26 protein-coding genes are annotated in these 24,245 nt (G+C 72.7%); 11 read left to right on the top strand and 15 right to left on the bottom strand.

Features of this window, described 5'->3' with window-relative positions; all coding sequences use genetic code 11:
- The first annotated feature begins 37 nt into the window (after positions 1 to 37).
- Positions 38 to 1,471 carry a PLP-dependent aminotransferase family protein gene (locus ACILQ5_RS07985; RefSeq protein ID WP_395657453.1) on the top strand — a complete coding sequence of 478 codons (1,434 nt, stop codon included), beginning with the start codon at positions 38 to 40 and terminating at the stop codon, positions 1,469 to 1,471.
- Positions 1,472 to 1,495: 24 nt separating this feature from the next.
- Here the strand turns inward: ACILQ5_RS07985 and ACILQ5_RS07990 are convergent, their stop codons facing one another.
- A complete protein-coding gene (locus tag ACILQ5_RS07990) occupies positions 1,496 to 2,725 on the bottom strand; it encodes a hypothetical protein (RefSeq protein ID WP_395657454.1) in 1,230 nt (409 codons plus the stop codon).
- A gap of 38 nt (positions 2,726 to 2,763) precedes the next feature.
- On the opposite strand from ACILQ5_RS07990, the gene ACILQ5_RS07995 reads away from it, so the two are divergent.
- The 4 genes from ACILQ5_RS07995 to ACILQ5_RS08010 all read left to right on the top strand — a co-directional run bounded on the left by ACILQ5_RS07995 (position 2,764) and on the right by ACILQ5_RS08010 (position 7,153).
- The gene (locus ACILQ5_RS07995; RefSeq protein WP_395657455.1) at positions 2,764 to 3,123 is read left to right on the top strand and encodes a DUF2200 domain-containing protein; all 360 of its coding nucleotides are present in this window, start codon (positions 2,764 to 2,766) and stop codon (positions 3,121 to 3,123) included.
- Between the two features lie 80 nt (positions 3,124 to 3,203).
- Positions 3,204 to 3,842 (top strand): hypothetical protein, encoded by a 639-nt coding sequence (locus ACILQ5_RS08000; protein ID WP_395657456.1) that lies wholly within the window; start codon positions 3,204 to 3,206, stop codon positions 3,840 to 3,842.
- Positions 3,842 to 4,687 (top strand): hypothetical protein, encoded by an 846-nt coding sequence (locus ACILQ5_RS08005; RefSeq protein ID WP_395657457.1) that lies wholly within the window; start codon positions 3,842 to 3,844, stop codon positions 4,685 to 4,687. The genes ACILQ5_RS08000 and ACILQ5_RS08005 overlap by 1 nt, the downstream gene beginning before the upstream one ends.
- A 102-nt stretch (positions 4,688 to 4,789) precedes the next feature.
- The gene (locus ACILQ5_RS08010) at positions 4,790 to 7,153 is read left to right on the top strand and encodes an ATP-binding cassette domain-containing protein (protein ID WP_395657458.1); all 2,364 of its coding nucleotides are present in this window, start codon (positions 4,790 to 4,792) and stop codon (positions 7,151 to 7,153) included.
- A 2-nt stretch (positions 7,154 to 7,155) separates the two neighbouring features.
- Here the strand turns inward: ACILQ5_RS08010 and ACILQ5_RS08015 are convergent, their stop codons facing one another.
- Positions 7,156 to 8,193, bottom strand: coding sequence for an alcohol dehydrogenase catalytic domain-containing protein (locus ACILQ5_RS08015; RefSeq protein ID WP_395657459.1), 1,038 nt, complete (start codon positions 8,191 to 8,193; stop codon positions 7,156 to 7,158).
- A complete protein-coding gene (locus ACILQ5_RS08020; protein ID WP_395657460.1) occupies positions 8,193 to 8,501 on the bottom strand; it encodes a hypothetical protein in 309 nt (102 codons plus the stop codon). The genes ACILQ5_RS08015 and ACILQ5_RS08020 overlap by 1 nt, the downstream gene beginning before the upstream one ends.
- Before the next feature lie 62 nt (positions 8,502 to 8,563).
- On the opposite strand from ACILQ5_RS08020, the gene ACILQ5_RS08025 reads away from it, so the two are divergent.
- Positions 8,564 to 8,917 carry an MmcQ/YjbR family DNA-binding protein gene (locus tag ACILQ5_RS08025; protein ID WP_395657461.1) on the top strand — a complete coding sequence of 118 codons (354 nt, stop codon included), beginning with the start codon at positions 8,564 to 8,566 and terminating at the stop codon, positions 8,915 to 8,917.
- Positions 8,918 to 8,953: 36 nt separating this feature from the next.
- Here ACILQ5_RS08025 and ACILQ5_RS08030 read toward each other — a convergent pair whose 3' ends face one another.
- Entirely contained in the window at positions 8,954 to 9,415 is a 462-nt protein-coding gene (locus tag ACILQ5_RS08030; RefSeq protein ID WP_395657462.1) for an SRPBCC family protein, read from the bottom strand.
- A gap of 94 nt (positions 9,416 to 9,509) precedes the next feature.
- On the opposite strand from ACILQ5_RS08030, the gene ACILQ5_RS08035 reads away from it, so the two are divergent.
- Entirely contained in the window at positions 9,510 to 10,073 is a 564-nt protein-coding gene (locus tag ACILQ5_RS08035) for a dihydrofolate reductase family protein (protein ID WP_395657463.1), read from the top strand.
- On the opposite strand, the gene ACILQ5_RS08040 is transcribed toward ACILQ5_RS08035, so the two are convergent.
- Positions 10,055 to 10,981: an NAD-dependent epimerase/dehydratase family protein gene (locus ACILQ5_RS08040; protein ID WP_395657464.1), complete on the bottom strand. Its 927-nt coding sequence runs from the start codon at positions 10,979 to 10,981 to the stop codon at positions 10,055 to 10,057. The two genes, ACILQ5_RS08035 and ACILQ5_RS08040, sit on opposite strands and share 19 nt — an antisense overlap.
- Positions 10,982 to 11,057: 76 nt before the next feature.
- On the opposite strand from ACILQ5_RS08040, the gene ACILQ5_RS08045 reads away from it, so the two are divergent.
- Entirely contained in the window at positions 11,058 to 11,507 is a 450-nt protein-coding gene (locus ACILQ5_RS08045) for a YdeI/OmpD-associated family protein (protein WP_395657465.1), read from the top strand.
- A gap of 4 nt (positions 11,508 to 11,511) precedes the next feature.
- Here ACILQ5_RS08045 and ACILQ5_RS08050 read toward each other — a convergent pair whose 3' ends face one another.
- The 3 genes from ACILQ5_RS08050 to ACILQ5_RS08060 are packed head-to-tail and all read right to left on the bottom strand — an operon-like array spanning position 11,512 to position 13,866.
- On the bottom strand, positions 11,512 to 12,081 hold the full coding sequence (locus ACILQ5_RS08050; RefSeq protein ID WP_395657466.1) for a dihydrofolate reductase family protein: 570 nt from the start codon (positions 12,079 to 12,081) through the stop codon (positions 11,512 to 11,514).
- Between the two features lie 36 nt (positions 12,082 to 12,117).
- Positions 12,118 to 12,471, bottom strand: coding sequence for an iron chaperone (locus tag ACILQ5_RS08055; protein ID WP_395657467.1), 354 nt, complete (start codon positions 12,469 to 12,471; stop codon positions 12,118 to 12,120).
- Positions 12,472 to 12,504: 33 nt separating this feature from the next.
- Entirely contained in the window at positions 12,505 to 13,866 is a 1,362-nt protein-coding gene (locus tag ACILQ5_RS08060; RefSeq protein WP_395657468.1) for a hypothetical protein, read from the bottom strand.
- Between the two features lie 238 nt (positions 13,867 to 14,104).
- Here ACILQ5_RS08060 and ACILQ5_RS08065 point away from each other — a divergent pair, with 238 nt between their 5' ends.
- A complete protein-coding gene (locus ACILQ5_RS08065) occupies positions 14,105 to 14,866 on the top strand; it encodes a hypothetical protein (RefSeq protein WP_395657469.1) in 762 nt (253 codons plus the stop codon).
- Between the two features lie 113 nt (positions 14,867 to 14,979).
- Here ACILQ5_RS08065 and ACILQ5_RS08070 read toward each other — a convergent pair whose 3' ends face one another.
- Positions 14,980 to 15,771, bottom strand: coding sequence for a response regulator transcription factor (locus ACILQ5_RS08070; RefSeq protein WP_395657470.1), 792 nt, complete (start codon positions 15,769 to 15,771; stop codon positions 14,980 to 14,982).
- A 127-nt stretch (positions 15,772 to 15,898) separates the two neighbouring features.
- Here ACILQ5_RS08070 and ACILQ5_RS08075 point away from each other — a divergent pair, with 127 nt between their 5' ends.
- Positions 15,899 to 16,483, top strand: a complete 585-nt coding sequence (locus ACILQ5_RS08075; protein ID WP_395657471.1) for a GNAT family N-acetyltransferase — start codon at positions 15,899 to 15,901, stop codon at positions 16,481 to 16,483.
- Here ACILQ5_RS08075 and ACILQ5_RS08080 read toward each other — a convergent pair.
- The 4 genes from ACILQ5_RS08080 to serA all read right to left on the bottom strand — a co-directional run bounded on the left by ACILQ5_RS08080 (position 16,464) and on the right by serA (position 20,068).
- Entirely contained in the window at positions 16,464 to 17,183 is a 720-nt protein-coding gene (locus ACILQ5_RS08080; RefSeq protein WP_395657472.1) for a hypothetical protein, read from the bottom strand. The two genes, ACILQ5_RS08075 and ACILQ5_RS08080, sit on opposite strands and share 20 nt — an antisense overlap.
- A complete protein-coding gene (locus tag ACILQ5_RS08085) occupies positions 17,173 to 17,688 on the bottom strand; it encodes a SigE family RNA polymerase sigma factor (RefSeq protein WP_395657473.1) in 516 nt (171 codons plus the stop codon). Before ACILQ5_RS08085 ends, ACILQ5_RS08080 begins: the two co-directional genes overlap by 11 nt.
- 106 nt (positions 17,689 to 17,794) lie before the next feature.
- On the bottom strand, positions 17,795 to 18,433 hold the full coding sequence (locus ACILQ5_RS08090) for a hypothetical protein (RefSeq protein ID WP_395657474.1): 639 nt from the start codon (positions 18,431 to 18,433) through the stop codon (positions 17,795 to 17,797).
- A 54-nt stretch (positions 18,434 to 18,487) separates the two neighbouring features.
- Positions 18,488 to 20,068: a phosphoglycerate dehydrogenase gene (serA, locus tag ACILQ5_RS08095; protein ID WP_395657475.1), complete on the bottom strand. Its 1,581-nt coding sequence runs from the start codon at positions 20,066 to 20,068 to the stop codon at positions 18,488 to 18,490.
- 209 nt (positions 20,069 to 20,277) lie between these two features.
- Between serA and ACILQ5_RS08100 the strand changes: the two genes are divergently transcribed.
- The gene (locus ACILQ5_RS08100; RefSeq protein ID WP_395657476.1) at positions 20,278 to 21,822 is read left to right on the top strand and encodes an ABC-F family ATP-binding cassette domain-containing protein; all 1,545 of its coding nucleotides are present in this window, start codon (positions 20,278 to 20,280) and stop codon (positions 21,820 to 21,822) included.
- Here the strand turns inward: ACILQ5_RS08100 and efeB are convergent.
- Both efeB and efeO read right to left on the bottom strand, forming a co-directional pair.
- Positions 21,815 to 23,080, bottom strand: coding sequence for an iron uptake transporter deferrochelatase/peroxidase subunit (efeB, locus tag ACILQ5_RS08105; RefSeq protein WP_395657477.1), 1,266 nt, complete (start codon positions 23,078 to 23,080; stop codon positions 21,815 to 21,817). The two genes, ACILQ5_RS08100 and efeB, sit on opposite strands and share 8 nt — an antisense overlap.
- Positions 23,077 to 24,237 (bottom strand): iron uptake system protein EfeO, encoded by a 1,161-nt coding sequence (gene efeO, locus ACILQ5_RS08110; protein ID WP_395657478.1) that lies wholly within the window; start codon positions 24,235 to 24,237, stop codon positions 23,077 to 23,079. The genes efeB and efeO overlap by 4 nt, the downstream gene beginning before the upstream one ends.
- Positions 24,238 to 24,245: the final 8 nt, after the last annotated feature.

Below are 24,245 nucleotides of genomic sequence, written 5' to 3' on the forward strand. Positions count from 1 at the left end.
CCTTCTCCGGGATAGCCAATCGTGGAACAGTGGACCCATGACCCGCACCGTCAGCGCCGCCCGGGTGGCCGGCCTCGTGGGCGACTTCGACCGGTCGCCCGCCTACGCCGGCCTCGCCGAGGCCCTGGTCCTCCTCATCGGCGACGGCCGGATCGCCGTCGACACCCGGCTGCCCAGCGAGCGGGAGCTCACCGAGGCGCTCGGGGTGTCGCGGACCACCGTCACCCGGGCGTACGCCGAGCTGCGCGACGCCGGCTACACCGTGGCCCGACAGGGTGCCGGGACGTTCACGCGGGTACCGGGCGGCCGGGCACGGGCGCACGACCGCGCGCTGCTCCCCCGACCCGGCGACACCGACGCGATCGACCTCAACTGCGCGGCGCCGTCCGCGCCGCCGGGGATCGCACCGGCGTACGCCGCCGCAGTGGCCGAGCTGCCGGCGTACCTCGGCGGCCACGGCTACTTCCCCGCCGGGCTGCCACAGCTCCAGCAGGCGGTGGCGGCGGCCTACGACGCGCGCGGGCTGCCGACCGACCCCGACCAGGTGATGGTGACCCCGGGTGCGCTCGCTGCGGCGTCGATCGTCGCGCGGGCGTTCAGCGCCCCCGGCGACCGGGTGCTGGTCGAGTCGCCGGCCTACCCCAACGCGACCGACGCCCTGCGGCACGCGGGCGCGCGGCTGGTGCCGGCCGACGTCGACCCGGAGAGCTGGGACCTCGCGGCGGTGGGGGCCGCGGTGCGGCAGTCCGCACCCCGGCTGGCCTTCCTCGTCCCCGACTTCCAGAACCCCACGGGCCACCTGATGACCGACGAGCAGCGCGAGGAGTACGCCACGCACCTGCGCCGCGCGCGGACGACCGCCGTCGTCGACGAGGCGCACCAGGCGCTGGCCCTGGAGGGCCAGGAGATGCCCCGACCCTTCGCGTCGTACGCCGCCGACACGATCACGATCGGCAGCGGGAGCAAGGCCTACTGGGGCGGTCTGCGGCTGGGCTGGATCCGCGCCCCGCACGCGGCGATGGAGCGGCTGTCCCGGGCCCGGGTCAGCCTCGACCTGGGTGCGCCGGTGCTCGAGCAGCTGGTCCTGGCCCGGCTCCTCGAGGACGACCACGTGCTCGCCGCGAACCGGACGCGGCTGCGCGAGCAGCGCGACGCGCTCGTGGACGGGGTCGCGTCCGAGCTGCCGGAGTGGTCCTTCCGGGTCCCCACCGGCGGGCTCGCGCTCTGGTGCCGGCTGCCCGCCCCGCTCGGGACCGCGGTCGCGGACGAGGCCGAGCAGCGCGGCGCGATCATCGCGCCCGGACCGGTGTTCGCCGCCGAGGGCGGCCTCGACACGTTCGTCCGGATCCCCTGGAGCCGGCCGCCCGACGAGATGCGCGAGGCCGTGCGACGGATCGCCGCGGCGTGGGCCGTGGTGCGGGACCGTCCCTCCCGTCGGACGACGACGGGGCGGCGGGTGATGGTGGCCTGACCCTGGTCCTGCCGGGCGCTGCTGTCAGAGCGGGTCGCACCGGCCGAGCCGGTCGGGCTCGTGGGCGATCTGGGGCGCGAGGAGCCTCGTGAGGCGCTGGTAGGCCCAGGTGGAGTAGAGGCCGATCGTGGCCTGGTCCGACTGCGACCCGCCGGAGCCGTTGCCCCAGTCGTCCGAGCCGATCCAGGCCGCGTGGTGGCGCACGCCGTCCGCGACCCAGGTCGCCGTCATCTCCTTGTCGTGGGTGTAGGCGTACGGCGACCGCTTCCGCCCGGTCCTCCAGCAGCCGTCCTCGAGGGTGGCGCCGGCGCGGCCCAGCGTGCGGACGACCGAGCCGGAGACGTCGGGACCGACCACGAGGGTCAGGTGGGCGCCGCGCTCCACCATCGCCGCGAGCCGACGGGCCAGCCACGCCCCGCGACGTCCCTGCATCGAGTACATCGAGATGACCATCCGCGTGTCCGCGTTGCCCGGGATCGACTGCAGCCGTTCCAGCACGGGGTCGTTCTCGGGGGTGATCGGGGTGGAGGGGAAGTAGTACAGGTCCCATCCGTCACCGGAGAACCGGCGCTGCGGGTTCCGGCCGTCGCGCCGGTCCTTCGCGGCCGCGACGAACATCGACTGCGCGTCGGCGTACAGCCTCGGGTCGGTCAGCGTCACCATCGCGGAGTAGGCACGTGCGTCCGGAGGATCGCCGTTGTTGTACGAGCCGATCATCGTGACCTTGCGGGTGCGGCCGACCCGCGAGAACTGCCAGACCTTGGCGTGCATCACCGTGCCGGTGGCGTCCACGCCCCGGGCGGTGCGCCGGGTCCACACCACCCACGACCCGCGGCGGCCGTGGTCGCGTCCCTGCCTGATCAGCTCGGCCAGCTTCACGCCCTCGCTCGAGACCCCCGCCATCGGCGTGCCCGCCGGACCGCCGTAGAGGACCGCTCGGACGTGGACCCCGCGCTGGTACGCCGCCCGGAGCGCCGGCCAGGTGATCGACGACGACAGGTAGAACGACAGGATCGAGATCGTCGCCCCCGAGGGCGTGTGCTCGATGTAGGTGCGCAGCTGCCGGGCGATCGTCCCCCGGTGCCGCGTCGGGTCGTTCATGGTCATCGCCCGGGTGACCGTGAAGCTGTCGTGCGCCGAGGCGGGGACGGACGCGCCGGCGGGGTCGGCCGCGCCGAGGTCGCCGGCCCGCTCGAGCGAGGTGCCGACGAGCACGACCAGCAGCACCGCGCAGACCCACCCCATCCGCCTCACGGAGGGAGCGTGGCACACGACGTCACTACGCTCGTGGAGTGAGCCGGATCTTCACCGTCCCCTTCGCCTCGGTCTACCCGCTCTACGTCGCGAAGGCGGAGAAGAAGGGCCGGAGCAAGGACGAGGTCGACCAGGTCGTCTGCTGGCTGACCGGCTTCGACGAGGCCACCCTCGAGCGCCACCTCGCGGCGGGGACGACCTTCGAGGACCTCTTCGCCGAGGCCGACCTCAACCCGAACGCGTCGCTCATCACGGGCGTCGTCTGCGGGGTGCGCGTCGAGTCGCTCGACGACCCGTTGATGCAGCGGATCCGCTACCTCGACAAGCTCGTCGACGAGCTGGCCAAGGGCCGGCCGATGGAGAAGGTCCTGCGCGTCGACCCGGGCCCGTCAGCCTGAGCCGCGGGGTATCTGGGGTCGTCGCCGGCCCCTCCTCCTGCTGACGGACCGAGGTCCGGTCCGTCTCGGAGGAGGCAACGATGCGGACCTGGATCGCAGCCGTTCTCGGCGCTGCCTGTCTCGGGCTGGTCTCGTGCGGGTCGTCGGAGGACCCCGGCACCCCCGGCGCGGAGCAGACCGTGGACGACCAGACGGCCGAGGCCGGCGGCGCCGGCACCGACATCGGCGACGTGGACGGCCCGGCCGAAGGCGGGGACCAGCCCGCCGTCGACCTGCCCGGCCTGCCGATCGGTGGCAGCGTGGTGTTCGACGCCGGCACCACCACGACCTGTGCGTTCATCGCGTGGAACGGCACCATCCCCGACGGCGTGGTCGTCCGGATCACCGACCTGGGCTACCCGGCCGGAGTGGGCGAGGACTCCGGCGCCACGTGCGACGGGCGGCCCTGCCTGGGGGCGGACAGCTTCACCCCCGACGAGGGCACGTGCAGCGTGGCCCTGGTCTGGGACGGCACCCCGCCTGCGGCGGACGACACGTCGATCACCGCCGCCGGGACGGCGGTGTGCGCGAGCCAGGAGGCCTGCGACCAGCTCGCGGCCGAGGCCGCGTCGAACGGCGGCTCGGCGCTGGTCACCTTCCCGGAGGTCGACACCGGGTCCGGGAGCACCGGGTCCGAGACGACCGAGCCGGAGTCGGCGTCGCCCACCGAGAGCTCCTGATGACCGACGAGACCCCGGCCGACACCTGGGGCCGCTGGTACACGGTCGCCACGACCTTCGTGGCGCCGGCGACCTTCGTCGGCGCGGTGCTCTTCTACTTCGGGTACGTCTCCGCGAGGTCGCAGTACGCCTACTTCGGCGTCGACGTCGACACGACCGGGCTCAGCACCCGCGACTACGTCACCCGCAGCCCCCAGGCCCTGCTGGTGCCGGCCCTGCTCCTGCTCGTGGTCGGCACCGCCACCGCCGCCCTCCTGGCCGGCGTGCGGTCGGGACGGCTCGGGCCGCGCGCGGTCCGGCTGCTCGTGTACGGCGGCGCGGTGCTCGGCGGCATCGGCCTGGTGGCCGTCTTGCTCTACCCCTGGGCGGGCCGCTGGACGGCGTACGCGCTCGTGACACCGCTGCTGGTCACCGCCGGCGCCGGGCTGCTCGCCGTCGTCGGCCGGGCGCGGGGGTTCCCGCCGTCGGTCACGGTGATGCTGGCGCTGGTGGCGGCCCTGGCGACCTTCTGGGCGACGGCGACGCTGGCGCAGTGGACCGGCCGCGGCGTCGCCATGCGCACTGCGCGTCACCTCGGCGACCTGCCGGCGGTGGTGCTCGACACCCGTGAGCCGCTCTACCTCGGCGACACCGTCACCACGCAGAAGACCCTGCCGCAGCCACCGCCGGACCAGGAGTCCGAGGGACACCCGTTCCGGTACCGGTACTACGGCCTGCGGTTGCTGATCCAGGCGGGCGACCTGATGTTCCTCGTGCCGGAGAGGTGGGACCCCAGCGACTCGACGGTGGTCGTCGACATGACCGAGGTGCGGGTCCGGTTCCGGTTCGTGAACCAGGCGCCGTGACGGCCGGGCGGCCGTGCTCGTAGCGGTCCTCGACCGACGGTGGTGCGGGACCCCGGGACGTGCGATGCCTGAACCGGGCGGGGCACCGGGTACGACGGGGTCGTGATCCCCCACGACATCGACCCGTTCGTCCGCGTCCGCGGCGCCAGCGAGCACAACCTGCGCACCGTCGACGTCGACATCCCCCGTGACGCGCTGGTCGCCTTCACCGGGGTGTCCGGCTCGGGGAAGTCGTCACTGGCGTTCGGCACGCTCTACGCGGAGGCGCAGCGCCGCTACTTCGAGTCGGTGGCGCCGTACGCGCGCCGGTTGCTGCAGCAGGTCGGTGCGCCGCACGTGCAGGAGATCACCGGGCTCCCGCCTGCGGTGGCCCTGCAGCAGCGGCGCGGGGCGGCGACCTCGCGCTCGTCGGTCGGCACCATCACCACGCTGTCCAACCTGCTGCGCATGCTCTACTCGCGGGCCGGCGACTACCCCGCCGGCGCCGACCACCTCGCCGCCGAGGCCTTCTCGCCGAACACCGTCGCGGGCGCCTGCCCGCGCTGCCACGGCCTGGGGGTCGTGCACGACGTCACCGAGGAGCTGGTGGTCCCGGACCCGTCGCTGAGCATCCGCGAGGGCGCGATCGCCGCCTGGCCCGGTGCCTGGCAGGGCGCCAACCTGCGCAGCATCGTCACCGGCCTGGGCATCGACATCGACCGGCCGTGGAAGAGGCTGCGGAAGAAGGACCGCGACTGGCTCCTGTTCACCGACGAGCAGCCGTCGGTGCTCATCAAGCCGGAGCGCGACCGCATCGACTACGGCTACCACGGCACGTTCTGGAGCGCGAGGAAGCACGTCATGCACGTGCTGGCCGACTCCAAGAGCGAGCGGATGCGCGAGCGTGCGCTGCGCTTCGTCGAGGATGCGCCCTGCCCCGACTGCCACGGCAGCGGGCTCCGGCCGGAGGCGCTCGCTGTGACCTTCGCCGGCCGCTCGATCGCCGAGGTCAACGCGCTGCCGCTCGCGGAGCTCGTCGCCCTGCTGCGCCCCGTCGCCGCGCTCCCGGAGGCGACCAACGAGGTCGCCGTCCGGATCTGCGCCGACCTGGTCACCCGCCTGGAGGTGCTCCTCGACCTGGGGCTGGGCTACCTGAGCCTCGGGCGCAGCTCGACGACCCTCTCGCCCGGCGAGGCGCAACGGCTGCGGATCGCCACCCAGCTGCGGTCGGGACTGTTCGGGGTCGTCTACGTCCTCGACGAGCCCTCCGCGGGTCTGCACCCGGCCGATGCCGAGCCGCTGCTCGACGTGCTGGACCGGCTCAAGGCCTCCGGCAACTCCCTCTTCGTGGTCGAGCACGACCTGGACGTGGTCCGCCGGGCCGACTGGGTCGTCGACATCGGGCCGGGCGCGGGCGAGGCCGGTGGCCGGGTGCTCTACAGCGGCCCGGTCGCGGGTCTCGAGGACGTGGCCGAGTCCGCCACCAGCGCCCACCTGTTCGGCCGCGCCGAGCGGCTCGAGCACGACGTCCGCGAGCCGCAGGGCTGGCTGGAGCTGACCGGGGTCTCGAGGCACAACCTGCGCGAGCTGTCCGTCGACATCCCCCGGTGCGTGCTCACCGCCGTCACCGGGGTCTCGGGCTCGGGCAAGTCGACGCTGGTCAGCCAGGTGCTCGCCGAGGACCCGGCCGTCCTCGAGTCCTTCGACCGCCTCGTGCTCGTCGACCAGCGCCCGATCGGACGGACGCCCAGGTCGAACCTCGCGACGTACACCGGGATGTTCGACGCCGTGCGCAAGCTCTTCGCCGCGACCGACGAGGCACGCCGACGTGGTTACGGCGCCGGCCGGTTCTCCTTCAACGTCGCCGAGGGGCGCTGCGAGACCTGCCAGGGCGAGGGTTTCGTCGCCGTCGAGCTGCTCTTCCTGCCCGGCACCTACGCGCCGTGCCCGGACTGCCACGGCGCGCGCTACAACGACGAGACGCTCGAGATCACCCACCGGGAGAAGAACGTCGCGGAGGTCCTCGCCCTGTCGGTGGACGAGGCCGCGGTGTTCCTCGCCGACGTGCCGTCCGCCGCCCGCAGCCTCCGGACGCTGCAGGACGTCGGCCTGGGCTACCTCCGTCTGGGGCAGCCGGCGACCGAGCTCAGCGGTGGCGAGGCGCAGCGGATCAAGCTCGCGACCGAGCTCCAGCGAGCCCACCGTGGCCATGCGCTCTACCTGCTCGACGAGCCGACCTCCGGCCTGCACCCGTCCGACACCGCCCTCCTGCTCCGCCAACTGCACCGGCTCGTCGACGCCGGCAACACGGTGGTCCTGGTCGAGCACGACCTCGACGCCATCGCGACCGCCGACTGGGTCGTCGACCTCGGTCCGGGCGGCGGCGACGCGGGCGGCCAGGTGGTCGCCACCGGCACGCCGGCCGACGTCGCCACGACCGACGGGAGCGCCACGGCGCCGTACCTCGCGCGGCGGCTCGCCCGCTGAGGTCAGCGGGTCGGGTCGACGATCGTCATCCCGGCCACGGTCGCCCGGTCGAAGCCGGGCAGCAGGTCCGCGGCCTCGTCGAGACCGATGGTGCGCTCGACCAGGCGCTGCGGCTGCAGCGTGCCCGCCTCGACCATCGCCAGCAGGGCGGGGTAGTCGGCCGCGGCCATCCCGTGGCTCCCGAGGACGTCGAGCTCCCAGGCGATCACCCGGTCCATCGGCACCCGCGGGTGTCCGTCGACCGGGGGGAGCAGCCCGACCTGCACGAGGCGACCGCGCCGGCGCAGGCTGAGGACGGCGTCGGCACAGGTCTGCTCGCTGCCGACGGCGTCGACGGCGACGTGGCTGCCGCCGCCGAGGAGGTCGGCGATCCTGGACGGCACGTCGGCCCCGTCGGCGAGGACCGTGTGCTCCGCGCCGAGCCCGGTGGCCACGCCGAGCGCCTCCGGGTTGCGGTCGACCGCGACGACCCGGGCGCCGAGCGCGCGGGCGATCATCACCACGCTGAGACCGACCCCACCGGCTCCGACCACGGTGACCGTCTCGCCCTCGGCGATCCGGGCCCGGCCGACGAGGGCGCGGTACGCCGTGGCGAACCGGCACCCGAGCCCGGCCGCGGTCGCGGAGTCGACCTGCTCGGGGACGGCGACCAGGTTGGTGTCCGCGGCGTGCAGGGCGACGAGCTCGGCGAACGAGCCCCAGTGGGTGAACCCGGGCTGCTCCTGGTCGGGGCAGACCTGGGCGTTGCCGGACCGGCACCACGCGCAGCGGCCACAGCCGCAGACGAACGGGACGGTGACCCGGTCTCCCACCTGCCACCGGGAGACCCCGTCGCCGACCTCCACCACGTCGCCGGCCAGCTCGTGGCCCGGCACGTGCGGGAACGCGATGTCGTCGTGCCCGGCCCAGGCGTGCCAGTCGCTGCGGCACACGCCGGTGGCGGCGACCCGGACGACCACGCCGCCCGGCGGGGCCGACGGCTCCGGCACGTCCCGGACCTCGGGCCGGGCCCGGGCGGCGTCGACGACGACGGCGCGCATCAGGCGTCCCGCTGCTCGCGTCGCTCGTGCAGGCGCTGCTGGGCGGCCGCACGATAGGCCAGGCACGGCGCCTCGGCTCCCGGGTGCTTCTGGTCGAGGTGGAAGATCCACCGGTCCATCGCCGCCATGAAGGAGTTGTCACCACCGGGGCGGTACGCCGACCAGCGTCGGTCGCCCCGCACGACGCACTCGCGGCACGAGATCTTGTAGAGGAACTGCTTGTCCGCGCCGAGGTCGATCGTGACCCTCGCGAGCGGGCCGGCCTCGACGGCCGCCTTCCGCTCGCGTGCGGATCGGCTCGCCACCATGTCCCACCCCTGTCGTCTCGGCCTGCGGAGCCTACGTCGGCGCTTCCTGCCAGCATGACCCGGTGACCGGTTGCCGCATCACCGACCTCGCCGAGCTGGCCGACCAGCTCCCCGAGGTCACCCGCGACGACAACGGCCGCTACTGGCGGATCGCCGTCCGCGGCCAGACCTTCGGCTACCTCTGGGAGCCCACCCGCACCGTCGGCCTCAAGCAGACCATCGCCGAGCAGCTCGCCCTGGTGGCCGAGCGTCCGGAGACGTTCGAGGTGCAGTTCACCACCACGGCGCACGGGTGGGTCGTGGTCCGCCTCGAGGGCGTCGAGCGCGACGAGCTCGCCGAGCTCGTCTTCGAGGCGTGGCGGCTCACCGCGCCCGGTGACCTGCTCGAGCAGCGGGGCGACCGGTTGCCGACGTGACCGCTCCACGCCGGCCGGGCGGTGCGAGGTGCCCGGTCACGACTCCGCCTCGGCCTTGATCCGCTCCAGGGTCAGCCGCATGCCGGCGCGCATCGAGGCCGTGAAGGCCTCCACGCCGCCCATGAACCCGTCGGTGAGCTCCAGGGACAGGTCCGAGATCCCGTCGGGGGCCTCCCGCCGTTGGACGAGCTCGACGCCGCCCTCCTCCGGGGTGATCGCGAAGGACCACGTCACCCAGTTCTCCTCGATCCGGAAGGCAATCTCGCGCTCGGGCTCGAAGCGCACGACCTCGGCGTGCGTCGTCCACACCAGGTCGCCGTCACTGTTGCGGTTCGTGAACTGGGTCCCGAGCGCGACGGCGTCGAACCCGCTGCGGAGGCGGGTCGAGTCCACCTGCGGACTCCAGTCGGGCATGCGACGGACGTCGCTCACCAACGCCCACACCCGATCGGGCGTCGCTGCGACGTGCACGGAGTCCACCAGGTCAGGGGCGTCCACGATCCCTCCTCACGTCACGTCCGTCCGGGCGTCACCACGGTACGACCGACCGCCGTCGGACCACGGACGACACCACTGGTGGGAGGCTGGCTCCGTGCGGAAGCTGATCTATGCCATGAACGTGACCCTCGACGGCTACATCGCTGCGCCCGGCGACGACATCGGCTGGGGCCTGCCCAGCGTCGAGCTGCACCAGTGGTTCAACGACCGGGCCCGTGAGGTCGGGGTCTCGCTGTACGGCCGCCGGCTGTGGGAGCTGATGAACGGGCACTGGCCCACCGCCGACCAGGAGCCGGACGCGACGCCCGTCGAGGTCGAGTTCGCCCGCATCTGGCAGGCGACGCCGAAGGTGGTGTTCTCCACGACCCTCCAAGAAGTCAGCGGGAACGCGCGTCTGGTCACCGGCGACGCGGTAGCCGAGATCGCCCGGCTGAAGGAGGAGGACGGGGCCCCGATGGAGATCGGCGGCGCCGTGCTCGCGGGCGCGGCCATGCGGGCCGGCCTGATCAACGAGTACCAGGTGGTCACGCACCCGGTGCTGGTCGGCGGCGGCACGCCGTTCTTCAGCTCGCTGGACACCAGGGTGGACCTGCGCCTCGTGGGGACGAGGACCTTCCCCAACGACGTCACCATGTCCCACTACGAGTCCAGAGGCTGACCTGCAGCGCTGGTTGCCCCGGGGTCGGCGAGCACGTCGCGCCACGAGTGGCGCGGGGCGAAGCCGACGAGGTCGCGGGCCTTGTCGATGGCGTAGAAGGTCTCGTCGCGACCCATCTCGCGGCGTACCTCCACGCCGTCGTAGAAGCGGTCCCGGACCTCCTGCGTGGTGGCCGCGACCGACATGTCGGGGTTGGCCACGTTGAAGACCTCGTAGCCCAGCCCGTCGGTCTCGAGGCAGCACTGCACCATGTGGCCGAGGTCGCGCACGTCGATGTAGGCGAACACGTTGCGACGCCGCAGGGCCGGGTCCTCGAGGAAGGCCGGGAACTTCTCGGCGTACTCGTGCGGCTCGATCACGTTGTTGATCCGCAGGCCGTAGACGTCCGCCCCGGTGCGGGCGTGGAAGGACCGCGCCGTCACCTCGCCGGCGACCTTGGACATCGCGTAGGAGTCCTCGGGGACCGTGGGGTGCTCCTCGTCGACCGGCACGTAGAGCGGGCGCCGCTCGCCCTGGGCGAAGCAGATGCCGTAGGTGGTCTCCGACGATGCGAACACGACCTTGCGCACGCCCAGCCGGGTCGCCGCCTCGAGCACGTGGTAGGTGCTGAGCACGTTCGTCGCGTACGTCGCCGCGTCGGGCGTGAGCAGGATCGCCGGCACCGCGGCGAAGTGGACGACGGCGTCGTAGGTGGGCTTCTCGGGCAGGTCCAGCTCGTCGAAGGTCGCCAGCCCGGCGAGCGCCGAGTAGGTCTCACCGGCGTCGGTGAGGTCGACCCGCAGGTCCGCGACCGCCGGGTGCCCCAGCGGTCGCAGGTCGGCGTTGGTGACCTGGTGGCCGAGCTCGGCGAGGTAGGGGGCCACGTGCTTGCCGGCCTTGCCGCTGCCGCCGGTGAAGAAGATCCGCATGGCGGAGCCGTACCCGAGGCGGTCATCATCCAGACGTCGGCGACGTCGGTGGGCGTTCCCTTGGCAGACTCGAGCCATGCAGACCCAGACCTTCCGCACCGTGCTCGAAGCCACGGGCGGCAACAACGTCGCCGTCGTCGTGCCCGACGAGGTCGTCGCCGCGTTCGACCGGGGGAAGCGGGTTCCGGTCCTGGTGACCATCGACGGCGACCACGCCTACCCCAACACGATCTCGTCGATGGGCGGGCGCTTCCTGATCTCCTTCAACGCCGCCACACGGGCAGCGACCGGCCGGGGTGCCGGCGACGAGGTCGAGGTACGGCTCGACCTCGACGACGCCCCACGCACCGTCACCCCGCCTCCGGCGCTGGCGGCCGCGCTGGCGGGCGACCCGGCGGCGCAGGCGGCCTGGGAGTCGCTCAGCCCCTCCAGGAAGAAGGAGCACGCGACGGCCGTCGAGTCCGCGAAGACGGAGGCGACCCGGGAACGACGCCTGGCCAAGGTGATCGAGGCCCTGCGGGGCTGACGGCTCAGTCCGCGGCGGGCGGTCCGTCGAGGACCCGCGGGACGTACTCGACCAGCTGGGTCCGGCCGTCGAACGTGCGGCTGCTGATCATGTCGAGGGCGACGTCGGGGTAGCCGTCGTAGATGCGCTCGGAGCCGGTGGCGCCGGTGATGACCGGGAACATCACGACCCGGAAGCGGTCGACCAGGCCGGCGGCGAGCAGCGCGCGACACAGGGAGAGGCTGCCGATGGTGCGCATCGACCGGTCGCCGTTCGCCTTCATCTCACGGACCGCCTCCACGGGATCGCCGGAGATCAGGACCGAGTTCTCCCACTCCAGCGGCTCGGTCAGGGTGCTGGAGAAGACGGCCTTGGACATCCCACCCAGGGTGTCCGTGCCCGGCTCGCCGTCCTTCGTGAAGCCGTGCATCAGCCGATAGGTGTTCGCACCCATGAGGACGAGGTAGTCCGCCTCGGGGGCCTCCCCGAGCCAGGACAGGTACTCCGGGCCCTCGAGGCCCCAGAACCCGGGCCACCCCTCGCCCGACGCGTAGCCGTCGAGGGACGTGATGAAGTCGACGAGCAGCTCTGGCATGGCGCTTCCTCCGTTCGTCCGCCCGAGCGGGCGTACCTAGCGTGCCTTCGCGTCGATCTCGGCCCGGCGCGTCTCGACGATGCGCCGGACCAGGTCGTCCGGCAGCGGGTGGTCGGCCGAGTAGTGGATGCTCCCGCTGGTCGTCCCGAACCCGGTGAGGTCGGCCGCGAGGGCGGCGACGACGTTGCCGCTGTAGGGGTAGAGGGACAGGAACTTCTTGGTCCGCACCGTCGCGACCAGGCCCTTGCCGCGGTAGAGCAGCGCCGCCATCCCGTAGCTCGTGCCCTCCACGGCCTCCGGCACCACCTCGCGGGCCAGGGTGTACACCCGCTCGAGCGCGACCCGGTCCGCGCCCTCGACCGTCTCCAGGTAGTCCCCGACCTCCGCCACGCCGCCGACGCTACGCCGAAGCGAGGTGCCGCGTCAGGCGGCGAGGTCGACGTGGATCTCGTACGGCGTGTGCCAGAGCTCCACGGTGAGGGGTGGTCGGGGTGCTCGGCCGGTGGGGTCGGGTGCGGGGCCGGGTGCGGGTGCGGGGGCGGGGAGTCGGCGGGTGCCGGTGTGGTCGACGAGGAAGAACGCGCCGCCGGGGTCGCGCCACACGTAGATGCCCGGGAAGGGTTGTCGCACCTCGACCCCACCGTGGGTCTTGACCCGGTGGTGGAAGGTGGCCATCGGCCCGTAGTTCCCGATCCCGCTGATCCCGCCCTCGTCGTAGGGCACCGAGTGGTCGACCTGCATCGACGGTGCGGTGCAGGAGGCGTAGGGGAAGGTGTCGGCCGGCGTCATCATGCGCACGGCCTGACGATGTCGCTCCGGGATCTCGTAGGAGTCGACCGGCGCCTGCCCGGCCAGGTCGAGCACCGGCAAGATGGTGAACCTGGCCCGGGGTCCGAGCACGGTGCGGACCCACGCCTCGGTGACCGGCCCGTGGCCCTCGAACCGCATGAGCGGCTCCCGGTCGTCACCGGCGTAGCAGTGCACCACCAGCTGCACCGACGGCAGCACCTCGGCGAGGTCGGTCCCGAGGTCGGTGCCGGTCGCCAGCAGCAGGGTCGCGCGGACCCGGCGCTGGTCGTCGGTCTGCAGGTCGGGGGCATCAGGGCAGGCCCGCCGGACCTGGTCGGCCTTCGCGGCCACCGCGGCCTCGATGGTCTCGATGGTCGCGGCGTCGGCGCGGACCAGGAACGAGGCCATCCCGTGGGCCTCGCCGCGCAGCTTCCTCGCGAAGCTGGCCCGGCGGGCACGCTCCTCCTTCTCCCGGGCCAGCTCGGGGGCGGCCTGGGCGACCTTGGCCGCGACCAGGGTCTCGAACCGGGACCAGGGGATCCTCCCGTCCGCGGACTCGACCACCCCGGCGTCGACGAACCCGGCCTCCGCCTTCGACAGGTCACGGGTCCTCGCGGTCACGTGGCGGGCGTAGGAGGCGCGGACCTCCCCGGCCTGGACCCTGGCCCACAGCTGGGGGTGGCGGTGGTGGAGGTCCTGGGCATCGGCCATCAGCTGCCGCGCCGCCCACGGTGAGCGGCCGATCCGCAGCCCCAGCTGCGCAGCCGCGAACTCGGTGACCTCCGGGACCCCGTCGCCCCCGATCCGGCGGGCCTTCTCCCGGCCCGGCTTGGCGGCCTCGGCCGGGTCGAGGCGGTCCGCGGAGTGCAGCACCGCCCACTGGTAGGCGATCCGGAGCATCGCGACCTCGCCCTGCCAGATCGCGTCGGCAGCCGCGGTCGCTGTCTCGAGGACCTCGTCCTCGGTCATCGCCTCCAGCTCCGCCTGCTCGACCATGGGACGAGTCAAGCACCGACCACCGACATCCAGGCCCGAGAATCCCCTGTGTGCACAGGGATCCGGGTCACGATCAGGTCACGATCGTGGGCCGTTGTCCACAGCTCAGTGACGGCAATTGAGTGCCTGACCGTCTCCGCAAGTACGCACTTCTACGAATGGCGCCCACCTCCGCCGAGGCACAGGGTTGACGGCGCCAGCCGACCTCCGGCTGGACAGTTCGAGACAGGAGCGGGCGATGCCGACACAGACCGAGGACCTGACCTTCTTCGAGGATGCAATCAACACCAGCTACCGCAGCCAGGGGCTGGCCCCGCCACAGTCCGGCGACCTACCCGGCCCGGTGGACCAGGACTGGCCGCAGGACCACAAGGGCGGGCACCACAATCCCTGGAACCAGGTGTTGTCGCTGCCGCACCCCGACGAAGTTCCCGACGATCAGCCCGTGGTGCAGTTCTGGTCGAGCCTCGTGCACGGTCCGGCACCGCTGATCGTTCCCCCACCGCACCCGCCTGGCGACGACACGGACCCTGTGCCGCATCCGGGGTCGGTCGACGACCAGCTCGACACGATCCTGAGCGAACTCAGCCCACGACTCCACGGGTACGAGATGTCCAACCCCAATCTGGGCGCCCAGGTCGTCACCCTGCTTCAAGGGATCGATTTCGGCGATGACGAGATCGCGAGGCAGCTCATGGACGAGCTGATCGCGCGGATCGAGGAGGCCAGCGGCCACGTCTCACGGACGCCTGAGCTCGTCCGACCTCGGGGCGCGACTCAGCCGGGGTCCTCCATCTTCGGCGCTCCGTGGACGATGTGTCAGCGGGCTGCGGCAGGAGCCATCATCGGGACGGCCGCGATGGCGGCTGTTGCTGCGGCCGGAGCCACCGGAGCCGGCGCGATCCCGGCCGCGTTCATCTCGGCGTTCGCGCCCGAGCTCATCAAGGTGAGCATCACTGCCCTCGGAGAGAACGGGTGCGGATGGGGGAGCTTCTGGTGATGATCTCGCAGGCGCGGGCTGCACTCGACGGCCATGAGCCCGGCCGTCATGGAGCAACTACTCGCCATGCTCGTGCCCGGTTGCTGGTGGACCTCGCACCCGCATGCCTGATCTCAGTGGTGAGTTGGCGGATGTGTCGGCCGATCGCCGATGAGACCAGCGTCAAGAGCGAATCTGACAGCAAGCAAACGATCTCGGCAACCGGTCTTCTCGTAGACATGCTCCAAGTGCTTCCGGACGGTCCCAGGCGAGATCCGAAGCCGGTGTCCGATCGCCTGAGCCGTCAGCCCGTCGGCCACCAGGGCGAGCACCTGCAGTTCTCGAGGCGTGAGCCCAGCTGAGTGGTCGACTGCAGGCACCGGTTCCCACCGGTTCGTGTGCTCCAGCGCCGCCAGTACCGGCTGCAGCATGGTCATCAACTCGACCTCGGCGTCTGTGAAGTCCCCGTGCGCTCGATTGAGGGACCAACCCACGCCGACGGTGCGAAGGTCGCCCCCGGTCGGAGTGGTGAGCTGGTGCTTCAGTCCGAGCGGACGGAACAGGTCGGCCCAGGTGCGGGTACGGCGAAAGGTCCGCTCGTCCACCAGGTCGCTGATTCGCAGTGGCGCGGCGGTCGCCGCCGCCGCGCCACCGAGATAGGCATGCATCATCGGGTGGTCATCAAGCTCCATGGTCAGTTGCCCGATCTCGACGCTGAACATCTCGGGCGGGTCTCCCAGGACCCGACACTCCCCCGTCGCGAAGTCGAATCCGTTCCAGACGATCGCGTCCGCTGGAACGAGGGCGCGCAGAAGGACGACGACAGCGGCGCCGACAACCGACCAGTCGCAGCCACCCAACCCGTCGAGCTCCCAGGTCAGCCAGGGAAGCGACTGGTCTAAGGGCATTCCCGTCATGGCCTTCATCGACGACCCCTATCGACCCGAGCGATCACCCACCAGTCTGGATTCGTCCCCGCACGTGGGCAAGGGAGATTCGCTCCACCGAGTCGTCGTTCCACGCCCACCGCGTCATGCGGTGCACGATGTGGGCGTGTCGCTCTTCACGCCCACCCTGACCACCGCCCGCCTTCGGCTGCGGCCGGTGACGGACCGCGACGCGGACGCGCTGTACGCGATGCACAGCAGTCCGCTCGTGCTGCGCTACTGGGACTCACCGCCGTGGACGGACCCCGCCCGCGCCGAGGCGTTCGTGGCGAGGAGCCGGCAGCTGGCCGAGGACGGGGTCGGGGTCCGGCTGGTCGTCGACCGCGGCACCAGCGACACGTACCTCGGCTGGTGCAGCCTCAGCCGGTGGGTGCCGGCGTACCGGAGCGCAGCGTTGGGGTACTGCCTCGACGAGGCGGCGTGGGGCCACGGCTACGCGACCGAGGCGGCGGGCGCCGTGCTGGGGTGGGCGTTCGAGACCCTCGACCTCAACCGGGTCCAGGCCGAGACCGACACCCGCAACATCGCGTCGGCCCGGGTGCTGGAGAAGCTCGGGTTCGTGCGCGAGGGGACGCTGCGCGAGGACTGCGTCGTGGACGGCGACGTGTCGGACTCCTGGGTCTACGGGCTGCTCCGGCGGGAGTGGGGGTCCCCCGCCGGAGCGCCGCAGGTCACGAGTCCGGGAACCTGAGCCCGGGGTCCTGCACCAGCGCCTCGACCTCGGCGTCGGTCAGCTGCCGCTGCGCGATCGCGGTGGCCTCGTCGGGCGCCGTGAGGGACTCGTAGGCGCTGACGGCCGAGCCGTCCGGCCGCGCGAGGTAGACCCCGAAGTACCAGTGGTTCGGGCCGGGCGAGGTGAAGGTCTGGTGGTAGAGCGTGCCGCCCGGCACCTCCTTCTTCTCGCAGCCCTGACAGCGCACGCCGCCCTCGCTCGGCGCGGCCATCATCACCAGGAAGGTGCTGTCGCCCACGGTGTACGTCGCCTGCCAGTCCTCGGCCTGCGCGAAGTCGGCGTCGGGCATCGGGCCGGCGGTGTGGCTGTCGCTGGGGTAGACGTCGTCGGGCGCGGGCAGCGAGGGCAGCTGCGCGGCGACGAGGTCGGCGAGGTCGGTGTCGATGTCGGTGCCCGCCACCCAGTCGGTGGTCGCGGCGGGGGCGGCGGCGACCGGGGCGTCCTGCGCCACGGTCGGGCCGCCGTCGTCCCCGGAGGTGGCCGCCACGACACCCGCGGAGCCGAGACCCACCACGGCCACGGCGGCCAGCGCCAGCCCACCGCGGCGGTACTGGCGCCGGCGGCGTCCCCGCCGGACGGCGGTCTCGAGGTCGGGCGACGCGGGCACGTCGGTGGTGGCGCGGTCGAGCTGGTCGCGGAGCTGCTGCTCAGTGGTCATGGGTGTTCCCTTCGGTGGTCTGGGGTGGCGCGAGCACCACGTGGAGACGGTCGAGGGCACGCGCGGTCCGGCTCTTGACCGTGCCCTCCGGCAGGTCGAGGACCCGCGCCACCTCGGCGACCGGGAGGTCGTCGAGGAACCGCAGCGCGACCACCGCCCGGTCCCGGGGCGACAGGCCGGCGAGCGCGTCCATCAGGTCGAGCCGCTCGAGCCCGCCCTCAGGCCCCGGGACGGGGCGGTCGGGGAGCCGGCCGGTCGCCGTCTCCCGGCCGCGCTGCTTGGCCATCCGGAAGCAGGCGTGCACGACCGTACGACGGGCGTAGGTGTCCACCGCCCCCGGCTGGATCCGGGGCCAGTGCACGTAGAGCTGCGTGAACGCCGTCTGGACGGCGTCCTCGGCGGCCGGCCAGCTGCCCAGCACGGCGTACGCCGTGCGCATCAGCGAGCGCTGCCGCGCGACGAAGTAGTCGCGGTACGCGCTCTCCCATGCCGGCGTGCGTCCCACCAGAGCTCCTGTCGGTCGGGTGTCCTCGACCATTCAAGAGCCGCGAGCCCCCTCCGGGGTTCCATCGGCCGCGAAGAATCTTCCGCGGCCGACGGAGACCCGCCGCTCAGGAGGGCTCGGCGTACCAGACCTCGCGGACGTTCTGGCGCATGACGGCCCGCTGCCGCGCCCCGATGACGAGACCGACCAGGGCGAGCACCAGCAGCAGGATCGACCACCCGGCGCTGTGCGCGACCGTGTCGGTGAAGTCGCCGTTGGTGAACTCGCGGGAGTTCAGGTCGCCGAACATCAGCATCAGGCCGAAGGTCACGCTCACCGCGCCGGCGATGGCGCCGACGATGACGAGCACGATCATCGGCATGTCCACCAGCACGCAGGCGAAGCCGACCACGATCCCGAGGGCCAGACCCACCAGGACCGCCAGCCAGTTCCAGGAGATCCCGAGGGCGACGATGATGCCGGAGCCGATCGCGAAGCCGGCCGCGCCCATCGCGATGATGATCGCGATGTAGTAGTAGAGGTAGGCGAGGACCGCGAAGACGAGCGCGAAGAGCAGACCAAGCGCCCACCCGAGGACCGTGCCGAGGAAGTGCTCGTCGGCGAACTGGGCCACCAGGCCCGCGCCGAACGCGAACCCGGCGAAGAAGCCCCAGACGGGGATCATGAACCGCAGGACGAACTGCCCTGCGACGAGCATGGCGCCCCCGGCGATGACCGCGAGGAGGCCCAGGAGGATGTCGGCCATACCTGCAAGGTAGGGCCGTTCACCGCCCAGGTGGGGGACGTCCGACGCGACGCGTCAGACCAGGTCGACCGCGCGCACCGAGACCGCCTCGATCGCGTGCTGGATGTCGGCCAGCGCGTCGTGCGGGATCGCGGTGTCGACCGAGAGCGCGACCAGCGCCTTGCCGCCGGGCTCGGTCCGCGACACCTGCATGCCGCCGATGTTGACACCCGCCTCGCCGAGGATCCCGCCGACGGTGCCGACCATGCCGGGCCGGTCCTGGTAGGTGAAGAACGCCAGGTGCGCGGTCGGCTCGATGTCGACGTCGAACCCGTTCACCTCCACCAGCCGCTCGCGCTGGCCGATCCCGATCAGGGTGCCGCTCACCGAGACCTGCGACCCGTCCGCGAGCGTCCCTCGCAGCGTCACCAGGTTGCGGTGGTCGGGGCTCTCCGACTCCGTCACCAGGCGTACGGCGCAGCCGCGCTCGGCCGCGAGCAGCGGAGCGTTGACGTAGGAGACCTGCTCCTCGACGACGTCGGCGAAGAGGCCCTTGAGCGCCGCGAGCTCGAGCACCTTGACGTCGTACTCGGTGATCTCGCCGCGGACCTCGACGTCGACCTGCTGGGCGACCTCGCCCGCGATGCCGGTGAACAGCCGGCCGAGCTTCTCGGCCAGCGGGATCCCGGGCCGCACGTCCTCGGCGATCACGCCGCCCTGCACGTTGACGGCGTCGGGCACCAGCTCGCCGGAGAGCGCGAGCCGCACCGAGCGGGCGACGGCGATCCCGGCCTTCTCCTGGGCCTCGTCGGTCGAGGCGCCCAGGTGCGGGGTGGCGACGACGTTCTCGAGCTCGAAGAGCGGGCTGTCGGTGCACGGCTCCTGCGCGAACACGTCCAGCCCGGCGGCCGCGACCCGGCCCTCCTTGAGCGCGGCGTAGAGAGCGACCTCGTCGACGATCCCGCCGCGCGCGGCGTTGACCAGGATCAGCGACGGCTTGACCCGGGCCAGCTCCTCGGTGCCGATCAGCCCGATCGTCTCGGGCGTCTTGGGCAGGTGCACGGACATGAAGTCCGCCTCGGCCAGGAGGGTGTCGAGGTCGACGAGCTTCACGCCCATCTGGGCGGCCCGGCCGGCCTGCACGTAGGGGTCGTAGGCGATCACCTGCATGCCGAACGCGGACAGCCGCTGGGCGACCAGGACCCCGATCCGGCCGAGGCCGACGATCCCGACGGTCTTCTCGAAGAGCTCGACGCCGGTGAAGCGGGACCGCTTCCACTCGCCGTTGCGGAGCGCGGCGTGCGCCGGCGAGACGTGCCGGGCAGCGGCGAGCATCAGCGCGACGGCGAGCTCGGCGGCGGAGACGATGTTGGACGTCGGCGCGTTGACGACCATGACGCCGGCCAGGGTCGAGGCGCGCACGTCGACGTTGTCGAGGCCGACCCCGGCGCGGGCGACGACCTTGAGGCGGCGGGCGGCGGCGAGCACCTCGGCATCGACGTGGGTGGCCGAGCGCACCAGCACGGCGTCCGCGTCGACGATCGAGCGGAGCAGGTCCTCCCGGTCGGCGCCGTTGCAGTGGCGGACCTCGAAGTCCGGGCCCAGCGCCTCCACCGTGGCGGGGCTGAGCTCTTCGGCGATGAGTACGACGGGCATGCTCACAGCGGCTGTCCTCGACGTCGTGCGGGTGGGAACGGCACGACACTGTGCTCCCGAGCGACTGTACCCGACGGTAGCCGGGAAATTCGGGTGCGTCCGGTCCGCGGCTCGCCTACCCTCGTCCGGTCCCATCCCCCCACCCGAGGCAGGCCCCGTGGAGCTCTGAGGTGTCCCCCGAACCACACCACCTCACCAGGAGCACCCCCATGTCCTCGACCACGGCTGTCATCACGGCCTCCGGCCTCGGCTTCGCCTGGCCGGACGGCACCCCCGTCCTGCACGACCTCGACCTGCTCGTCGGCCCCGGCCGCTCGGGCCTGGTCGGCCTCAACGGAGCGGGGAAGTCCACCCTGCTGCGCCTCGTCGCCGGCCTGCTGCAGCCCACCGCCGGGCACGTCAGCGTCGCCGGCGAGGTCGCCTACCTCCAGCAGGATCTCACCCTCGACGTGCACCAGCGGGTCGAGGAGTTCCTGGGCGTCGGCGCGGTGCGCCGGGCGATCCGGGCCGTCGAGTCCGGCACCGCGGATCCGGCCGAGCTCGCGGCGTACCTCGACACCATCGGCGACGACTGGGACGTCGAGGAGCGCGCGGTCGCGGAGCTCGGCCGGCTCGGCCTGCCCCGCGACGTGCTGGACCGTCGCCTCGGCGAGCTCTCCGGCGGCGAGGTGACCCAGCTCGGGCTGGCCCGGCTGCTGCTCCGGCGTCCCGACGTGCTGCTGCTCGACGAGCCGACGAACAACCTCGACCGCGACGCCCGCCGGCGCCTCTACGAGGTCGTCGAGGGCTGGAGCCGCTCGCTGCTCGTCGTCAGCCACGACCGCGAGCTGCTCGAGCGGATGGACCGGATCGGCGACCTGCGCGGTGGCTCGGTGCGGTGGTACGGCGGCGGCTGGTCGTCCTACGCCGCCCAGGTCGAGGCCGAGCAGGAGGCCGCCCGACAGGCGGTCACGTCCGCGCGGTCCGACCTGCGCCGGCAGCGCCAGGACCGGGTCGAGGCCGAGCGGCAGCTCGCCCAGCGGCGCCGGGTCGCGAAGAAGGCGGAGATCAGCGGCGGGCTCGGGAAGGCGCAGATCAACTACAAGAAGAACCGCGCCGAGCAGTCGGCGGCCGGGCTGCGGGGCGTCCACGACGACCGCCTCGAGCAGGCCCGCGGACGGCTCGAGGAGGCCGAGGCGCGGCTGCGCGAGGACCGCGAGATCCGGGTCGACCTGCCCGGCACCGAGGTGCCGCGCGGGCGGGTCGTGCTCGAGGAGGTCGAGGGCACCGACCTGGCGATCAGCGGCCCGGACCGGATCGGCGTGGTCGGCCCCAACGGGTCGGGCAAGACCACGCTGCTGCACCGGCTCGTGGAGCACGCCCGGGTGCCGGTCGCGCTGCTCCCCCAGCGGCTCGACGTGCTCGACCCCGACGACAGCGTCTACGGCAACGTCGCGCGGCGGGCGCCGGGGGCCGACGCGAACGCGGTCCGGGCGCGGCTGGCGCGGTTCCTCTTCCGCGGCACGGCCGCGGACAAGCGGGTCGGCGACCTGTCCGGCGGCGAGCTGTTCCGGGCGACGCTGGCGGCGCTGCTGCTGGCCGACCCGGCGCCCCAGCTGCTGCTGCTCGACGAGCCGACCAACAACCTCGACTTCGCGTCGTACGACGCGCTGGTCTCGGCGCTCGCCTCCTACCGGGGCGCGCTCGTCGTGGTCAGCCACGACCCGGCTTTCCTGGAGGACGTCGGCGTGGAGCGGGTGATCGAGCTCAGCTGAACAGCGCCTGGCCGACGTGCTCGCCCGGGCCGATCCCGGGCGGCACGGCGAACAGCGCCGAGCCGGTGACCTTGAGGTACTCCATCAGCGCGTCGACCTTGGCCATCTTGTTCTGGACCGGGATGAAGTGGGTGTCCGGGTCGCGCACGAACGCGATGAAGAACAGCCCCGCGTTCAGCCCACCGAGGGCGTCGGAGCCGTCGACGAAGTTGTAGCCGCGGCGCAGCATCCGGACGCCGTCGTTGGTGTCGGGGTGCACCACCCGGACGTGGGCGTCGCGCGGGATGACCGGGCCGTCGCTGCCGGGCATCGCGAAGTCCGGCTCGGTGAGCTCGGTGCCACCGGAGAGCGGGGCGCCGGAGTCCTTGGTCCGCCCGACGAAGGCCTCCTGGTCGCCGAGCGGCTGGCGGTCCCAGACCTCGATCGTCATGTTGATCCGGCGGGTCACGAGGTAGGAGCCGCCGGCGAGCCAGCCCGCCCTCGCGTCGTCGCCCGCACCGACCCAGACGTGCTTCTCGACGTCCGCGGTCTCCTCGGACTTGATGTTGGCCGTGCCGTCCTTGAAGCCGAAGAGGTTGCGGGGCGTGGACTGGGCGGTCGACGTCGTCGAGGTGCGCCCGAAGCCGAGCTGCGACCAGCGCACCGCGACGGTGCCGAACCCGATCCGCGCGAGGTTGCGGATCGCGTGCACGGCCACCTGCGGGTCGTCCGCGCAGGCCTGGATGCACAGGTCGCCGTACGACTGGTCGGGGTCGAGCGCGTCGCCCGGGAAGTGCGGCAGCGTGCGCAGCGCGTCCGGCTGGCGGTCCGCGAGCCCGAACCGGTCGCGGCCGTGCGCGTCGCGGAAGAGGGTGGGCCCGAAGCCGAAGGTGATGGTCAGGCCGCTGGCCGACAGCCCGATGGCCTCGCCGGTGTCGTCCGGCGGCATCGTGGCCGCCCCGCCGGTCGGGCCGACCTCACCGGCCGGGAGCCCGCTCGTCATCCGGTCGGCCGCCTCGGTCCAGGCCTTCAGCAGCGCGACCAGCTGGGCCCGTGAGCCCGTGGTGACGTCGAAGGCCGCGAAGTGCAGCCGGTCCTGCGCCGGGGTCGTGATGCCGGCCTGGTGGGCGCCGCGGAAGGCGAACGCGTCCTCGGCGCTGGGGCCCGCGGAGCCCTCGGCCGCCGTCGCCCGGCCGGCCACGAACGCACCCGCGGCCACCCCGGCGACGGCGACACCGCCGCCGACCAGGCCGCGCCGGGAGACGCCGTGCTCGGTCACGACAGCACGGCCCCCGTGAGCTGCGAGAGCGGCTCGGAGAGCGCGTTCACCGCGTTCGAGAGCTCGCGCACCTGGGCGGGGGTGAGCTGGTCGTAGGAGACGAAGCCGTCGGCGGTGCGCTGGGCGTCGAGCAGCTCCTGGAGCGCCGCGAACCGGGCCTCGAGGGTCTGGGCGAGGTCGGGGTCCTTCTGCTCGACGATCGGCTCCAGGCCCTCGAAGGCGACCCGGGCGCCGTCGACGTTGGCCTGGAAGTCCCACAGGTCGGTGTGCGACCAGATCTCCTCCTCGCCGGTGACCTTGCCGGTCGCGACCTCCTCGAGCAGGCCGCGCGAGCCGTTGGCGACCTGGTCGACGGTGAAGGTGAGGTCGTCGATCCGACCTTCGAGGGTCTCGGTGTTGGCCATCAGGTCGTCGGCGAAGACCTTCCGCTGCTGCGGGGTGAGCGCGGTGTAGCCGGTCGCCGGCGGCCACAGGTCCTTCTCGATGCGGTGCCAGCCGGTCCACCTCTGCCCGGGCTCGAGGTCGGCCTCGCGGGCGTCCATCTTCGGGTCGAGGTCGCCGAAGGACTCCGCGACGGTCTCGATCCGCTCCCAGTGCGTGCGGGCCACCGGGTAGAGCGCGCGGGCGGCGTCGTCCTTGCCGGCCCGGTAGAGCGCGACGAACGTCCTGGTCTTCGCGACCAGCTGCTCGGTCTGCTCCCCGACGTAGTCCTCGTAGGACTCCAGCGCCTGCTCGACCGCCTCACCGTCGGTGGCGGCCGTCGGCTCCTGGTCGGACTCGGTGACGGTGAAGTCGCCGCGGATGCCCTCACCCTTCATGGCGGGCTTGCAGGCGGTGACGTAGTCGCCGGCAGGTGCGCTGACCACGAGGTCCCGGGACAGCTGCGGGCCGATGTTCTCGACCTCGCCGACGATCCGCTGGCCGTCCTCGCCGAGCAGGTAGAACTCGGTGACCTGCGAGCCGTCGTTGGTGACCTTGAAGGTCAGCGTGCCGGAGGGTGCCTCGGTGCTGGAGAGCTCGCAGCCGTCGTCGGTCGAGCTGACGGTGATCGTCCGGGAGTCGTCGGAGCCGGCGGTGTCGGACCCGTCGGCGTTCTCGGTGCAGGCAGCGACCATCGGCGTCGCGGCGAGCAGCGCGACGAGGAGGGGAAGACGCATCAGGTGGG

Source organism: Nocardioides sp. (assembly GCF_044226305.1).
Classification (GTDB): domain Bacteria; phylum Actinomycetota; class Actinomycetes; order Propionibacteriales; family Nocardioidaceae; genus Nocardioides.

What these genes read in the sequence shown, in the direction of transcription:
- ACILQ5_RS07985 (WP_395657453.1), top strand. Translation starts at nt 38, where the DNA reads ATGACCCGCACCGTCAGCGCCGCCCGGGTGGCCGGCCTCGTGGGCGAC.
- ACILQ5_RS08000 (WP_395657456.1), top strand. Translation starts at nt 3,204, where the DNA reads ATGCGGACCTGGATCGCAGCCGTTCTCGGCGCTGCCTGTCTCGGGCTG.
- ACILQ5_RS08005 (WP_395657457.1), top strand. Translation starts at nt 3,842, where the DNA reads ATGACCGACGAGACCCCGGCCGACACCTGGGGCCGCTGGTACACGGTC.
- ACILQ5_RS08015 (WP_395657459.1), bottom strand. Translation starts at nt 8,193, where the DNA reads ATGCGCGCCGTCGTCGTCGACGCCGCCCGGGCCCGGCCCGAGGTCCGG.
- ACILQ5_RS08020 (WP_395657460.1), bottom strand. Translation starts at nt 8,501, where the DNA reads ATGGTGGCGAGCCGATCCGCACGCGAGCGGAAGGCGGCCGTCGAGGCC.
- ACILQ5_RS08040 (WP_395657464.1), bottom strand. Translation starts at nt 10,981, where the DNA reads ATGCGGATCTTCTTCACCGGCGGCAGCGGCAAGGCCGGCAAGCACGTG.
- ACILQ5_RS08045 (WP_395657465.1), top strand. Translation starts at nt 11,058, where the DNA reads ATGCAGACCCAGACCTTCCGCACCGTGCTCGAAGCCACGGGCGGCAAC.
- ACILQ5_RS08050 (WP_395657466.1), bottom strand. Translation starts at nt 12,081, where the DNA reads ATGCCAGAGCTGCTCGTCGACTTCATCACGTCCCTCGACGGCTACGCG.
- ACILQ5_RS08060 (WP_395657468.1), bottom strand. Translation starts at nt 13,866, where the DNA reads ATGGTCGAGCAGGCGGAGCTGGAGGCGATGACCGAGGACGAGGTCCTC.
- ACILQ5_RS08065 (WP_395657469.1), top strand. Translation starts at nt 14,105, where the DNA reads ATGCCGACACAGACCGAGGACCTGACCTTCTTCGAGGATGCAATCAAC.
- ACILQ5_RS08070 (WP_395657470.1), bottom strand. Translation starts at nt 15,771, where the DNA reads ATGAAGGCCATGACGGGAATGCCCTTAGACCAGTCGCTTCCCTGGCTG.
- ACILQ5_RS08080 (WP_395657472.1), bottom strand. Translation starts at nt 17,183, where the DNA reads ATGACCACTGAGCAGCAGCTCCGCGACCAGCTCGACCGCGCCACCACC.
- ACILQ5_RS08090 (WP_395657474.1), bottom strand. Translation starts at nt 18,433, where the DNA reads ATGGCCGACATCCTCCTGGGCCTCCTCGCGGTCATCGCCGGGGGCGCC.
- serA (WP_395657475.1), bottom strand. Translation starts at nt 20,068, where the DNA reads ATGCCCGTCGTACTCATCGCCGAAGAGCTCAGCCCCGCCACGGTGGAG.
- ACILQ5_RS08100 (WP_395657476.1), top strand. Translation starts at nt 20,278, where the DNA reads ATGTCCTCGACCACGGCTGTCATCACGGCCTCCGGCCTCGGCTTCGCC.
- efeO (WP_395657478.1), bottom strand. Translation starts at nt 24,237, where the DNA reads ATGCGTCTTCCCCTCCTCGTCGCGCTGCTCGCCGCGACGCCGATGGTC.